10 protein-coding genes are annotated in these 13,375 nt (G+C 71.6%); 6 read left to right on the plus strand and 4 right to left on the minus strand.

Annotated features, from left to right (window positions below; all coding sequences use genetic code 11):
- Positions 1-24: 24 nt before the first annotated feature.
- Together BJ998_RS37935 and BJ998_RS37940 are read left to right on the plus strand one after the other, a co-directional pair.
- The gene (locus tag BJ998_RS37935; protein ID WP_184869200.1) at positions 25-1,200 is read left to right on the plus strand and encodes a cytochrome P450; all 1,176 of its coding nucleotides are present in this window, start codon (positions 25-27) and stop codon (positions 1,198-1,200) included.
- 10 nt (positions 1,201-1,210) lie between these two features.
- Complete coding sequence (locus BJ998_RS37940) at positions 1,211-6,706, plus strand: beta-ketoacyl synthase N-terminal-like domain-containing protein (protein ID WP_446685017.1); 5,496 nt, start codon at positions 1,211-1,213, stop codon at positions 6,704-6,706.
- A 173-nt stretch (positions 6,707-6,879) separates the two neighbouring features.
- Here the strand turns inward: BJ998_RS37940 and BJ998_RS37945 are convergent, their stop codons facing one another.
- The 4 genes from BJ998_RS37945 to BJ998_RS37960 all read right to left on the minus strand — a co-directional run bounded on the left by BJ998_RS37945 (position 6,880) and on the right by BJ998_RS37960 (position 10,298).
- Entirely contained in the window at positions 6,880-7,509 is a 630-nt protein-coding gene (locus BJ998_RS37945; RefSeq protein WP_184868081.1) for a TetR/AcrR family transcriptional regulator, read from the minus strand.
- A gap of 17 nt (positions 7,510-7,526) precedes the next feature.
- Entirely contained in the window at positions 7,527-8,546 is a 1,020-nt protein-coding gene (locus BJ998_RS37950; RefSeq protein WP_184868082.1) for an MBL fold metallo-hydrolase, read from the minus strand.
- A 151-nt stretch (positions 8,547-8,697) separates the two neighbouring features.
- Positions 8,698-9,489 carry an SDR family NAD(P)-dependent oxidoreductase gene (locus BJ998_RS37955; RefSeq protein WP_184868083.1) on the minus strand — a complete coding sequence of 264 codons (792 nt, stop codon included), beginning with the start codon at positions 9,487-9,489 and terminating at the stop codon, positions 8,698-8,700.
- A gap of 221 nt (positions 9,490-9,710) precedes the next feature.
- Positions 9,711-10,298 (minus strand): TetR/AcrR family transcriptional regulator, encoded by a 588-nt coding sequence (locus tag BJ998_RS37960; RefSeq protein ID WP_184868084.1) that lies wholly within the window; start codon positions 10,296-10,298, stop codon positions 9,711-9,713.
- A gap of 122 nt (positions 10,299-10,420) precedes the next feature.
- On the opposite strand from BJ998_RS37960, the gene BJ998_RS37965 reads away from it, so the two are divergent.
- The 4 genes from BJ998_RS37965 (at position 10,421) to BJ998_RS37980 (ending at position 13,362) form a co-directional block, all read left to right on the plus strand.
- On the plus strand, positions 10,421-11,260 hold the full coding sequence (locus tag BJ998_RS37965; RefSeq protein WP_184868085.1) for an alpha/beta fold hydrolase: 840 nt from the start codon (positions 10,421-10,423) through the stop codon (positions 11,258-11,260).
- A 256-nt stretch (positions 11,261-11,516) separates the two neighbouring features.
- A complete protein-coding gene (locus BJ998_RS37970) occupies positions 11,517-12,305 on the plus strand; it encodes an enoyl-CoA hydratase/isomerase family protein (RefSeq protein ID WP_184868086.1) in 789 nt (262 codons plus the stop codon).
- 23 nt (positions 12,306-12,328) lie between these two features.
- Positions 12,329-12,892: a DUF302 domain-containing protein gene (locus tag BJ998_RS37975; protein ID WP_184868087.1), complete on the plus strand. Its 564-nt coding sequence runs from the start codon at positions 12,329-12,331 to the stop codon at positions 12,890-12,892.
- Positions 12,889-13,362 (plus strand): nuclear transport factor 2 family protein, encoded by a 474-nt coding sequence (locus BJ998_RS37980; protein WP_184868088.1) that lies wholly within the window; start codon positions 12,889-12,891, stop codon positions 13,360-13,362. Before BJ998_RS37975 ends, BJ998_RS37980 begins: the two co-directional genes overlap by 4 nt.
- Positions 13,363-13,375 lie beyond the last annotated feature (13 nt).

A 13,375-nucleotide genomic window follows, 5' to 3' on the forward strand; every position in this document is an offset into this window, starting at 1 on the left:
GCACCAGAACGCGTCAGCTTCCCGATGAGCCGCCGGGGGTGCCCGTTCGCACCACCGGAGGAGTACACGCGCTACCTCGCCCAGGACCGGGCGCAGCAGCTCGAACTGGGCTCCGGGCAGCGGGTGTGGGCGTTGACCCGCAACGCCGACGTCCGGGCGATGCTCAACGACCCCCGGTTCAGCGCCGACCGCGAGGCCCCCGGCTATCCGGACCTGTTCGGGATCGGCCCGCAGCCGCCGGGCCGGCTCAAGCCGTCGATGTTCAGCATGGACGCGCCCGCGCACACCGTCGCACGGCGCTACGTGCAGGGCGAGTTCACCATGCGCAAGATCCTGGAGCTGGAGCCGAGGATCCAGCAGATCGTGGACGAGCACGTCGAGGCCGTCGTCACCGGTCCGCGCCCGGCCGACCTGGTCGAGGCGCTCGCGCTGCCGGTGCCCTCGCTGGTGATCTGCGAACTGCTCGGCGTCCCGTACGCCGAACACGAGTTCTTCCAGCAGCGCAGCACCACGATGACCAGCCGCGGCCCGACGCCGATGGAGCGGCTGACCGCCATGAACGAGTTGCAGGACTACCTGGACGGCCTGGTGCTCGCCGCCGAGAAGGACCCCGGCGACGACCTGCTGGGCCGTCAGGTCCGCAAGCGTCGCGCCGAGGGCGCCTACGACCACGACGACCTGGTGTCGCTGGCGTTCCTGCTGCTGATCGCCGGCCATGAGACGACGGCCAACGCGACGTCGCTGGGCATCGTCGCGCTGCTGGAGAACCCCGACCAGCTGGCCGCGATCAGGGCCGATCCGTCGCTCACCCCGGACGCGGTCGAGGAGGTGGTGCGCTACTTCAACGTCGGCGACCTGGTCACCACCCGGGTGGCCGCGCAGGACGTGGAGATCGCGGGCGTCACCATCCGGGCCGGCGAGGGCGTCATCGGCCTCGGCCAGGCCGCGAACTTCGATCCCGACGCGTTCCCGGACCCGGGCCGCCTGGACATCAGGCGCGTGACCCGCGGCCACGTCTCCTTCAGCTACGGGCCACACCAGTGCCTCGGCGCCAACCTGGCCCGGCTGGAGATGCGGATCGTGTTCGACACGCTGTTCGCCCGCCTGCCCGGGCTGCGCCTCGCCGTCCCGTTCGACGAGCTGCCGTTCAAGTACGAGTCCGCGGTGTTCGGGCTGCACGAACTGCCCGTCACCTGGTGAGAAAGCTGAGCTGACGATGGACGACAAGAACGTCGAGTACTTCAAGCGGATGACCGTCGAGCTGCGCCGGGCCCGCGCCCGGGTCGCGGAGTTGGAGGCCGAGCGCGGCGAGGGCGTGGCGATCGTCGGCATCGGCCTGCGCCTGCCCGGCGGCATCGACACCCCGGAGCAGTTCTGGGATCTGCTGGCGTCCGGTCGTCACATCGTCGGCGGCTTCCCCACCGATCGCGGCTGGGACCTGGCCGCGCTGTTCGGCGACGACGAGGCCGCCGGCGGGCGCTCGATCAGCCGCCACGGCGCGTTCCTGGACGACGCGGGCGACTTCGACGCCGAGTTCTTCGGCATCTCCCCGCGCGAGGCGGCGGCCACCGACCCCCAGCAGCGGCTGGTGCTGGAGAGCTCCTGGGAGGCGCTGGAGCGGGCCGGCATCGACCCGACCTCGTTGCACGGCAGCGAACTCGGCGTGTTCATGGGTGCGACCAGCCAGGGTTACGGCAGCGAGTCGCGCAGCGAGTCGGAGGGGTTCCTGCTGACCGGCTCGGCCCCGGCCGCATTGTCCGGCCGGGTCTCCTACGTGCTCGGCACGCACGGGCCGTCGATCACGGTGGACACCGCGTGCTCGTCGTCGCTGGTGTCGCTGCACCTCGCGGCGCAGTCGCTGCGCGCGGGGGAGTGCTCACTGGCGCTGGCCGGTGGCGCGACCGTGATGACGACTCCGGTGGCGTTCACCGAGGTCACCCGGCTGGGCGGGATGGCGGCCGACGGGCGGTGCAAGTCGTTCTCGGCTGACGCGGACGGCACCGGCTGGTCCGAAGGCGTCGGAGTCCTCGCGCTGCAACGACTGTCCGACGCCGTGCGGGAGGGCCGCGAGATCCTGGCCGTGCTGCGGGGATCGGCGGTGAACCAGGACGGCGCGTCCAACGGGCTGACCGCGCCGAACGGTCCGGCCCAGCAGAAGGTGATCCGGCAGGCACTGGCCAACGCGGGTGTCCGAGCGTCCGAAGTGGACGCCGTCGAGGCGCACGGCACCGGCACCGTGCTCGGCGATCCGATCGAGGCGCAGGCGATCATGGCCGTGTACGGGCAGGACCGGGAGACACCGCTGCGGCTCGGCTCGGTGAAGTCCAACCTGGGCCACACCCAGTTGGCCGCCGGCGTGGTCGGGGTGATCAAGATGGTGCTGGCGCTGCGCAACGACCTGCTGCCGCTGACGCTGAACGTGACCCGTCCGACCGACAAGGTGGACTGGTCGCAGGGCTCCGTCGAGTTGCTGACCGAGGCGTTGCCATGGAAGCGCAACGGGCATCCGCGCCGCGCGGGCGTGTCGTCGTTCGGGGTCGCCGGCACGAACGCGCACGCGATTCTCGAAGAGGCCCCGTCGGTCGAATCCGCGGTGCTGCCGGTCGAGCCGGCCGGGCCGGTGCCGCTGGTGGTGACGGCGCGCAGCGCCGCGGCGCTCGCCGCCCAGGCTGCCCGGCTGGCCGAGCACCTGGCCCAGCCGGGCGTCGACCGCGCCGGCGTCGCCCGCTCGCTGGTCACCTCCCGCGCCCGGTGGGAGCACCGGGCCGTGATCCTGGGTGACGGGTTGCCCGAGCTCGCCGCCGGCCGCTCGGCGGAGGACGTCGTCACCGCCGTCGCCGGGGACGAACCCAGGACGGTGTTCGTGTTCCCGGGGCAGGGCGCGCAGTGGGTGGGCATGGGCCGTGACCTGTGGCGATCGCAGCCGGTGTTCGCGACCCGGATGGAGGAGTGCGAGCAGGCGCTTGCGTCCTATGTGGACTGGTCGCTGCGTGACGTCGTGCTCGGCGCCGGGTCGCTGGACCGGGTCGAGGTGCTGCAGCCGGTCACGTTCGCGGTGATGGTGTCGCTGGCCGCGCTGTTGGCCTCGCACGGGGTGCGGCCGGACGCGGTCGTCGGCCACTCCCAGGGCGAGATCGCCGCGGCCTGCGTCGCCGGTGCGCTCTCCCTCGCCGACGCGGCCAAGGTGGTCGCGCTGCGCGCCGCCACCGGCGCCGACCTGGGCCGGGGCGGCGGCCTGCTGACCGTGGCGCTGCCCGCGGCCGAGATCGAGCCGTGGGACGGCATCGAGATCGCGGCCGTCAACGGACCCCGCTCGGTGGTGCTGGCCGGGCCGGACGAGGCCATCGCCGAGGTCGAGCGGCACTACCGCGAGCGGGACGTCCGCGTGCGCACCGTCGCCGCGTCGTTCGCCTCGCACACCCGCCACGCCGAGCCCATCGCCGCCAAGGTGCTGGAGCTGCTGGCCGACGTCCGCGGTCAGGCGCCGACGGTGCCGTGGATGTCCACTGTGGACGCCGACTGGGTCCGGGAGCCGATCGACGCGGGCTACTGGGGCCGCAACCTCGTGCAGCGGGTGCGCTTCGCCGACGCCATCGCCAACCTGCGCGACTTCGGGCTGTTCGTCGAGGTCAGCACCCATCCCGTGCTCGCGGCGCCGATCTCCGACACCCTCGCCGGCACCGACGCGTCGGTGATCGGCATGCTCCGCCGGGACGACGGCGGCACCGACCGGTACGTCCGCTCCCTCGCCGAGATCTTCACCCATGGCGGCCCCGTCGACTGGACGTCCGTGCTGCCCGAGGCCAAGCCGGCCCCGGTGCCCACCACCGCGTTCACCCACCGCCGCTACTGGCTGCTGCCCGACCCGGCCACCGACGTCTCCCGGCTCGGCCTGGACTCCGTGCACCACCCGATCCTGGGCGCGGCGCTGCCCGACCCGAAGGGGCGCGGCGTGGTCCTGTCCGGCACGGTGTCCCGCGCGTCCGACCTGACGGGCGCACTGTTCCCGGAGTTGGCGGCGCGCGCGGGCCAGCACGTCGGCAGCCCGGTGGTGCACGAACTTGCCCTGACGGCGCCGCTGGTGCTCGACGAGGACCGCGTCACCGTGCAGGTCGTCGTGGGCGAACCGGGCCCGGCCGGGCTGCGTTCGATCGAGATCTACTCGCGCACCGCCGACGAGTGGACCCGCCACGCCGAAGGCACCCTGTCCACCGTCTCCGACACTCCCGAACCGTTGACCCAGTGGCCACCGGCCGGAACCGCCGTCGACGACTTCTACGAAACCCTCGCCGACGCGGGCTACGACTGCGATCCGGCGTTGCGCACCGTGCGCCGGGCCTGGCGCGACGGCGACACCTGGTACGCCGAACTCGCGACCGACGCCGATCCGGCCGGGTATGTCATCCACCCCGCCCTGCTGGAATCCGTTGCGCAGCTTGCCGGTGGGCCGGTGACCGCGTGGCACGGCTTCGCACCGCACGCGACCGCCGGCACTGCCCTCCGGGTGCGGCTCACCGCCGACCTGGCCGTGACCATCGCCGACGACGCCGGCCGGCCGGTCGCCACGATCGGCTCGCTGAGCACCCGGCCGCTGCCCTTCGCGCCCAGGCCGTACGTGGTGAGCTGGATTCCGATCCCGGACCAGCCGGTCGGCACGGTCGAACTGCCCTCCGTCGACGACGGTGGTGACCAACCGTGGGCGCTGCTCCGCGTAGCGCCCGACACGTCACGCGAAGCTGTGGTCGAAGCCCTGCAACGATTCCGCACCGGACCGACCAGACTGGTGATCGCCACCGACGGCGCGGCCACGGACCCGGTCGCGGCGTCGATATGGGGCCTGGTGCGCAGCGCGGCGGCCGAAACGCCCGATCGCTTCGTGCTCGTCGACGCTCCCGGCCCGATCCCGGCCGTGCTGGACTCGGGGGAGTGGCAGATCGTCGTCCGGGACGGCCAAGTGCTCGTCCCGAGGCTGGCCCGGCTCGACCGGCCGCCGGTCGAGCGCACCCTGGCCGGCACCGTGCTGATCACCGGCGACACCGCGTTCGGCAGCATCGTCGCCGAGCATCTGGTCGCCGAGCACGGCGAGGCCGTGCGCGTGGTGCGCGGCGACATCGCCGATCGTGACCAGGCCGCGGAACTGCTCGCCGCCAACGGGCCGTTGACCGCCGTGATCCACGCCGGAGACCTCGACGCCGCCCGACATCTGGACGAACTCACCCGTGAGCAGGACCTTCGGGCGTTCGTGCTGTTCTCCTCGGCCGCGGGCGTGCTGAGCACTGCCGGTCGGGCCGAGGAAGCCGCCGCCGGCGCCTTCCTGAACGCGCTGGCCACTCGTCGCCGCGCGGCGGGTCTCCCCGCGACCGCCCTGGCCTGGGACGACTTGCCGGACACCGAGCGGCTGCGGCTGCTCGACGTGGCCCTGGCCGCGGACGAACCGGTGCTGGTGCCCGTTCGGATCGACCGGGCCGCGCTTCGCGAGCGCGGCACGACCGACCCGATGCTGCGCGATTTCCTCCCCCGGGCGACGGCTGTCGCCCCCGGCCCGGCCGATCTCGCCACCCTGGACGCGGGCGCGAAAATGGAGGTTCTGACCGACCTGGTCCGGCGGGAAGCGGCGATCGTGCTCCGCCACGACGTCGCGGACGGAGGCCTGGCCGCGACGAAGGTGTTCCGGGAAGCCGGGTTCGACTCGCTGACCGCCGTCGAGCTGCGCAACCGCCTCAGCCGCGCCCTCGACCTCACGCTGCCGGTCACCTGGGTCTTCGACCACGAGACCCCGCGTGCCGCGGCCCGTGACCTCCTCGACCGGCTCGCCGCGCCGCCGGAGGCGCCGGCCTCGAACCGCGACTTCGTCGGTGTCTACGCGGCGCTGGTCGAACGCGGCCTCCAGCCCGTCGCCAACGACCTCGCCCGGGCCGCCGCCGCGGTCCGGGACCGGGCCGCCACCGTCGCCGAACTCACGGGCGGGGTCCGCACCACCACGCTGGCGGCCGGCACGAAGCTGCCCAAGCTCGTCTGCGTGCCGTCCATCGCCACCTGGGAACCGGTGCTGAACTACAGCGCCCTCGCCACACATTTCACCGGCATCGCCGACGTGACGGTGATCGTGCCGCCCGGCTACGAGACCGACACACCCGTGGCGGCCACCTGGGCGGCACTGGTCGACACCCTCGCCGACGCCGTGCGCCGCGAGGTCGGCGACCAGCCCTACCTGCTGGTCGGCTATTCCGGTGGCGGCGCCCTCGTCCACGAGATCGCCGCCGCCCTGGAACTCGCCGAGGCCCACCTGCCCGCCGGTGTGGTGCTGATCGACGTCCACACCAACGACAACCTTCCGCCGCGCATGCTGGACTTCTTCCGCCAGCAGTACCAGGCGATCACCCGGGCCGAGAACTACTCGTTCGAGAAGATCACCGCGTCGGTCCTCTACATCGGCATGTATCTCGACCAGTGGCGACTCGACCGCGCCCTCGCCGTGCCCGAGCTGCTGCTCAAGGCGGCGAACCCGCCCGAGACCCCGGCCGGCGAACCCCCGCTCGCCGACGAGGAGTGGCGCCAGGACTGGCCGTTCCCCGTGGACGTCCGCACCCTGCCCGGCGACCATTTCACGATCATGAGCCGCCATGCCGGCGAGGTCGCCCGCGCGATCGTGTCGTGGTACGAGACCCACCCCCGTGCTGCCGAGTGCCGGACCGGCAACAAGTAGCCGACGACTGAGCAGGCGCAGCGAGTGTGCGCTACAGGCGGATGCGACCGGCGAGGGAGTTCACGGGGTCAGGAGGATACGGCCGCGGCCAACTTCTGGCAGGTGGCCCACCCGGGAGCAGGACGAGGAAGACGCGTCCTCGGCTCCGTCGGTTCGTGCGGCTGTCCGGGTGACTACGCGGTCGCCGCGATGTCGGGGGAGCGCAGCAGCGCGGTGACGGTGCGGGCGGCGAGGACCTCGGCGCCCTCCTTGATTCCGACGGCCCGGAACTTGTGGCCGATCTGCAGCAGCGCGATGCCGTGGATGACCGACCACAGTGGACCGGCGACGGCGCGGGGGTCCTGGGTCCGGAGCAGTCCCGCCTGCTGGCCGGCCTCGATGGCGTTCAACAGGACGAGGAAGGTGTGCCGGCCGGCCGGCCGCACGTCGGTGAAGTCCAGCGCGCCGTGGGCGTCGTCGAACATGACCTTGTAGTGGTCCGGGTTGGCCAGCGCCCAGCGCACGTAGCCGCGGCCGAGCCGGACCAGCAGGTCCAGAGGGTCCCGGCCGCGGGCGGTGATGCGGTCCAGCGCCTGCCCGAGGACGGCGAATCCCTGTTCGGCGACCTCGCCCAGCAGGGCGTCCTTGTCCGCGAAGTGCCGGTACGGGGCAGCGGTGCTGACACCCGCGCGCTTGGCCGCCTCGCTCATCGTGAACCCCTGGGGCCCCTTCTCCGCCACGAGCTCCAGCGCCGCGTCGAGCAGCGCCCGCCGCAGGTCGCCATGATGGTAGGAACCCGCCGGCTTGGTGTTGGGGGTCGGCATGTTGCGGATGTTAACATTCACGCGATCTCGCGCCACCAGGAGTCCGTTGTGGGCACGTCGGTGACGGACTGGCCGGGGCGTGGGACGGCCACGCGGAGGCCGTCGGCCGCGGCCAGCAGCCGCTCGATCGGCTCGGACCAGGAGTGCCCGGCGAGCGCGAAAGTGCCCCAGTGCACCGGGATCAGCAGCTCGCCGCGCAGGTCTCGGTGCGCGGCAACGGCTTCCTCCGGCGTCATGTGCACGTCCGGCCACAGGTGGGAGTACGCGCCGATCTGGATCAACGTCACGTCGAACGGGCCGTGCCGCCGTCCGATCTCGCGATACCCGTCGAAGTAGCCGGAATCGCCGGTGTAGAACACCCGGTGCGCCGTGCCGGCCACCACCCAGCCCGCCCACAGGGTGCCGTTGCTGCCCGGACGGACCCGTCCGGAGAAGTGCCGGGCCGCCGTCGCCGTCAGCGTGAGGCCGGCGACGGTCACCGACTCCGTCCAGTCCACCTCGTCGATGCGGCTCGCCGGGATGCGCCAGCGTTGCAGGTGCGCGCCGACGCCAAGGGGCGTCACGAACCTGGTTTTCGGCCACCGCGCGGCGATTGCCTTGATGGTCGCGGTGTCGAGGTGGTCGTAGTGGTCGTGGGAGATCACCACGGCGTCGACCGGCGGCAGCTCGGCCAGGTCGACCGGCACTGGATGCAGGCGCTTCGGGCCGACCAGGGCGACCGGCGAGACGCGGTCGCTCCACACCGGATCGAACAGCACGGTGCCGCCCTCGAGTTCCACCAGGGCGGTCGAATGCCCCAGCCAGGTGGTTCGCACGCCGGTCGCCGGCGCGGTGAGTTCGGGTCTGACCAGCGGCACCGGTCCGGCCGGCCGACGACGATCCGGCCGGGCGGCCGGGTGATGTCCCGACGGGACCGGCTGCGCGGGGCCGGCCGGGTTCTGGAAAGCGCCGTCCCGATAGTTCGGGGACTGCCGTATTTGGGTGAGCCGGTCTCCGCTGGGACGTCCGCCGAGTGCCCCGGCGCCGATCAAGGTCATTGGCTCCTCCTCCGGTCGGGGGCGGGCGTCCTGCTTGACAACACAACAACCCGCTACGGTGCGCTGTTCCCCAACCGGGTTCCGTTCACCCACAGCCGAACGAGCGTCGCCACCGCGGTCACCGGGTCGTGCGAGCTTGCCGGCGGCTGTGCTAGGCCGGGGTGACCGTATCGGCCAGCGAGCGGGTCACCGTCCTGCTGGCCAGGGCCATGAACCGGCGGGGGCGGCGGGGCATCAGGTGGGTCATCGCGAAGTTGCCCGCGCCCGGCGTGAGGTAGCCGCGGTTGCGTTCCAGCCCTCGCAGCGCGGACCGGACCACATGCTCGGGCGTGATCGTGGGGCCGATGGCGGCGTCCGATGAGCCGACCTTGTCGAAGAACGGCGTCTTCACCGGGCCGGGGGTGACCGCGAGGACGTTCACTCCCCGTCCGCGCAGCTCCGCCCAGAGGCCGAGGCTGAACTGGAGGACGAAGGCCTTGGAGGCGCTGTAGGTCGTGAAGAACGGCAGCGTCGAGTAGCCGGCCGTGGAGCCGATGTTGATCACGCCGCCGGCGCCTCGCCGGACCATGTCCGGCAGCACCGCGTGCGTCAGGTCGACCATGGCGACGATGTTCACCATCACCTCGTCGTGCTCGCGGTCAGGCGGAATGTTCTCGAAGCGGCCCGCCGTGCCGAATCCGGCGTTGTTGACCAGCAGGTCGATGCGGAGGTCGCGGCGGCGCAACTCCTGGACGACGCGCTGCACGCCGTCGGCGGTCGCCAGGTCCTGCGCGATCACGTCCACCCTGACGTGGTGGCGGTCGCGCAGCTGCTGCGCCAGTGCCTCCAGTGCCTCGACGTTCCGGGCCACCAGCACCACGTTGTCGCCGCGCGCGGCGAGCTGACGGGCGAACTCGGCGCCGATTCCGGAGGACGCGCCGGTGACGAGTGCGGTCTTGGACATCTGTGCTCACTCCCTTGACCGAGCCAATGTTAATGTCCGTAACATACGGTCCGACCAGCTGGTCGGACAAGGGGCTGCGGTGTGGCGGATGTTACGATCATTAACATGCGGCGGCCGGCGCACCACCGAGGCTAGGGACGTGGTGTAGTCGATGTTGCGACCGGCGGGGCGGGGAGTTGCTGCCCGGCGCCGGACGACGGCGAAGCGCGATTGAGCCGGACTTACGCCGTCGTGTCCTCCCCGAGGATGGCCATGACCGAATGAAGCGTGGCGTCGAGCACGGCGCGGCTGCGCTCACCGGGCGGTAGCGCGCGGGCGATGGTCACCGCGCCGACGATGGCGGCCACAACGGCCCATGCGCTCTCCTGCTGTGCCTCGGGTGGTCCCGGCATGGCCGGCGCGACGAGCGCGACCACGTCGGCCATCCGGCCTTCGTAGGTTTCCCGGATCGAGTCGCCGGCCCTGGCGACGTCCACGCTCACTGCGGCCATCAGGCAACCGTCGGCCACGGCTTCGCAGTGCTCGTCGCTGAGGTAGAAGCGGAGGAGTTCGCGGAGCCGCCGCCGGCGTTCCTCGGGATCGGGGTCGTCGATGGCCGCGAACTCGGCCCCGAGTTGGGCCTTGACGACCTGCTCGAAGAACGACTCCTTGCTGCCGAAGTTCGAGTACAGCGCGCCCGAGGTCACCTGGGCCGCCGCGGCCAGGCCGTCCACGCCGACGCCGGTGAAGCCCTTCTCCTTGAGCGCGCGGGCGCCCGACTTGAGGATCGTGGCGCGTGCTTGCTCCTTGTGGTCTTTCGGGTACCGCATGTCCGGTCGCTTCCCTTCTTGCCGGGCCGTGCCCGACGAGCATAGGATAGCGGTCGTTATATAGCGATCGCTATCCTATGACGGTCGCGCCCCTCCGCAGATCGAGAGAAACGAGCAGGACCATGTCCGCACGTCACAACGACGCCGTCACCCGCACCGTCGACGTCGACGGCGTCGTCTTCGCCTACCGGGAGACCGGCCCCGACACCGGCATCCCGCTGGTGCTGCTGCACCACTTCACCGCCGTGCTCGACGACTGGGATCCGGCCGTGGTCGACGGCCTGGCCGCCGAGCGTCGGGTCATCGAGTTCGACCAGCGGGGAGTCGGCTCGTCGACCGGGACCGCACCCGACAGTGTCGAGGCCATGGGCGCCGATGCCGCGGCCTTCGTGCGGGCGCTCGGGCTGACGCAGGTCGACCTGCTGGGCTTCTCGCTGGGCGGCATGGTCGCCCAGGTGGTGGCCCAGGAACACCCGGAGCTGGTACGGCGCGTCATCCTCGCCGGCACCGCGCCCGCCGGCGACGCCGGACCGGCCAACATCCTCCCGGTGCTGCAGGACGCAGTCCAGCGGGCCACCGCGGCCGGCAAGCACCCCAAGCACTTCCTGTTCTTCTCTCCGACGGCGTCCAGTCAGGCCGCCGCCGACGCCTTCCTCGCGCGGCTCGACGAGCGCACGGCCGACCGGGACCCCGCCGCGACGAACGAGGCCATCGGCGCCCAGGTCACCGCTCTGGCCAAGTGGGAGCAGAGCAGCTCGCCGGCCGGCCTGGCCGACGTCCGCCACCCGGTCCTGGTGGTCAACGGCGACGACGACACCATGGTCCCGACGATCTCGTCGTTCAACCTGGCCCGACTGCTGCCCGACGCCCGGCTCAGCATCTATCCGGACGCCGGCCACGGCGCGCTGTTCCAGCATCACGAGCTGTTCGTGCGGCAGGCCCTGGACTTCCTCCGCGACTGAGGTGAGCTCAGGTGCCGGTCCGGTGCGCCGGACCGGCACCCCGTCGGCGGTATCTATCGGGTGCCGGGCATCACGGATCTGCGTCGCGCCCGAGACGGTGCGCCAGCGGCTGGCCGCCCGTGCGGTGGCGCTTCGCAGACCCGTAAGAAATTGGGCGGCCGTACCCTGTCGATGAAATGACCAAAAGTGCTATGGTTCTTACGTCGACCTCGGCTCGGCTTGACGCGAGCGATCCTCGTCCAGTTGGAGAACGATCATGAACCACGTCACCTGGCGCGTCCACGACGACGTCGCCGAGCTCGTGCTGGTCAACCCGCCGCAGAACCGCATCGGCGAACGGGCGGCGGAGGAGTTGCTCGCCGCCGTCGAGGCGATCGAGGCCGGACCGGCACGCGCCGTCCTGCTGCGGGCGGAGGGAAGCGACTTCAGCTTCGGTGGCGACATCACCTCCTGGCCCGACCTCGGTCACCGTCAACTGCGCGTGCTGTTCGAGAAGTTCCTGGTGGCGTTCAACCGCCTGGAACGCCTGCCGTTGCCGGTGATCGCGGCGGTTCAGGGGCTCTGTTTCGGCGGCGGCTTCGAACTGGCGCTGCGCGCCGACGTTCTGTTCGCGGCGGAAACCGCCCGTTTCGGCCATCCCGAGCAGTCCATCGGCGTGATCACCCTGCTCGGCGGCGCGCACCGGGTGGCGGCCCGCGCGGGTTGGGCCCGCGCCTTCGAGTGGACGCTGACCTCCGAACAGGTGTCCGCCGCGACGATGGCGCAGGCCGGCGTCGTCAATCGTGTTGTGCTCGACGACGAACTGCTTGCCACCGCGCGGTCCTTCGCCGCGAAGGTAGCCGGCGGGCCGACTCGTGCCTACGAGGCCAACAAGGCCGTGCTGCGCGCATGGGTCGACGGCGGCGTCAGCGCCGCGGACAATGCACTGTTCGACATCGCGATGCCGCTGTTCCACACCGACGACGCCCGTCGTGGCATCTCGTCCGCGATCGATGCGCTGCGCGCCGGAAAACCCCGGCCGGTGCTCGACTTCACCGGCAACTGAGTGCTACTCGACTAGGAGGAACCATGTCCGCAATGGACTCGGACGGGGTCCGGGTGATCACGCACCAGGTCCGCAGGCTCGAAGTCCCCGTCGCCGCGGGCTTCGAGGACTTCCGCGGCCGCTACGAACTCGCCGCTCCGGTGTGGGACGTGGCCGGCTTCGCGCGACTCGCGGAGGCCGGCGCCGGCTGGAACGCGGTGACCGAGGCCGCCGCCGCGAACGCGCCGCACGGCTTCATCCGGTACTGGGGAGCGGACATCGAATCGACCATGCGGCTCAGCGGCCGGTCACGGCCGTGCGTGGAGTACCTGATGGGCAACCACATCTATGCCCAGCGCATGTACCGGCACAATCCGGGCGTGATGCTGTACGCCCCACTGCGCACGGCGATCCACGTGGACTACGACGACCGGACATGGTTCACCGTGGACCAGCCCAGCACCCGGTTCGGCAGCTTCTCCGACGAGCGCATCGCCGCCGTCGGCATCGAGCTCGACGCCAAGCTCGCGGCCCTGATCGACCACCTCGGGCTGCCCGTGCCCGCCGACCTCGTCGCCGAGAGCGACCCGAACCGGAGGAGCCAGTGAAGATCACCTCACGGCTTGCCCTGATCGGCGCGGCCGTGCTGGCCGCCGGCCTGATCCCGGTCGCGGCCGACGCGCACCCGCCCCAGCTGACCGACCAACAGCGCCAGCAGATCGTCAGCCGGTTCGCGACCGCGGTCATCCACGACGACCACCAGGGCATCATCGCCAACACCACGCCCGGCATCACCTGGACGGTCCCCGGCCACAGCGCCGTGTCCGGCACGGCCGTCGGGCAGCGCGCCGTGGTGAAGCTGGTCGACACGTTCGCGCGGTACAACCTGAACATCTCCTTGCGCGCGTACACCTACGGCGCCGACACCGTCGCCGTCGAACTACACGACACCGGCAACCACAACGGCCGCACGCTCGACCAGGACATCGTCAACGTGCTGACCATCAGGGACGGCAGGATCTCCGCCCTCAGCGGCAATTTCGCCGACACCGCGTCCTTCGACGCCTACTTCTCGTGACCACGGCAGGGAA

The sequence above is a fragment of the Kutzneria kofuensis genome, from assembly GCF_014203355.1.
In the GTDB taxonomy this organism is placed as follows: domain Bacteria; phylum Actinomycetota; class Actinomycetes; order Mycobacteriales; family Pseudonocardiaceae; genus Kutzneria; species Kutzneria kofuensis.

Bases quoted from the DNA above. Each gene is read 5' to 3' on its own strand.
- BJ998_RS37935 (WP_184869200.1), top strand. From the start codon at position 25: ATGAGCCGCCGGGGGTGCCCGTTCGCACCACCGGAGGAGTACACGCGC.
- BJ998_RS37945 (WP_184868081.1), bottom strand. From the start codon at position 7,509: ATGCCGACCCCCAACACCAAGCCGGCGGGTTCCTACCATCATGGCGAC.
- BJ998_RS37950 (WP_184868082.1), bottom strand. From the start codon at position 8,546: ATGACCTTGATCGGCGCCGGGGCACTCGGCGGACGTCCCAGCGGAGAC.
- BJ998_RS37955 (WP_184868083.1), bottom strand. From the start codon at position 9,489: ATGTCCAAGACCGCACTCGTCACCGGCGCGTCCTCCGGAATCGGCGCC.
- BJ998_RS37960 (WP_184868084.1), bottom strand. From the start codon at position 10,298: ATGCGGTACCCGAAAGACCACAAGGAGCAAGCACGCGCCACGATCCTC.
- BJ998_RS37965 (WP_184868085.1), top strand. From the start codon at position 10,421: ATGTCCGCACGTCACAACGACGCCGTCACCCGCACCGTCGACGTCGAC.
- BJ998_RS37970 (WP_184868086.1), top strand. From the start codon at position 11,517: ATGAACCACGTCACCTGGCGCGTCCACGACGACGTCGCCGAGCTCGTG.
- BJ998_RS37975 (WP_184868087.1), top strand. From the start codon at position 12,329: ATGTCCGCAATGGACTCGGACGGGGTCCGGGTGATCACGCACCAGGTC.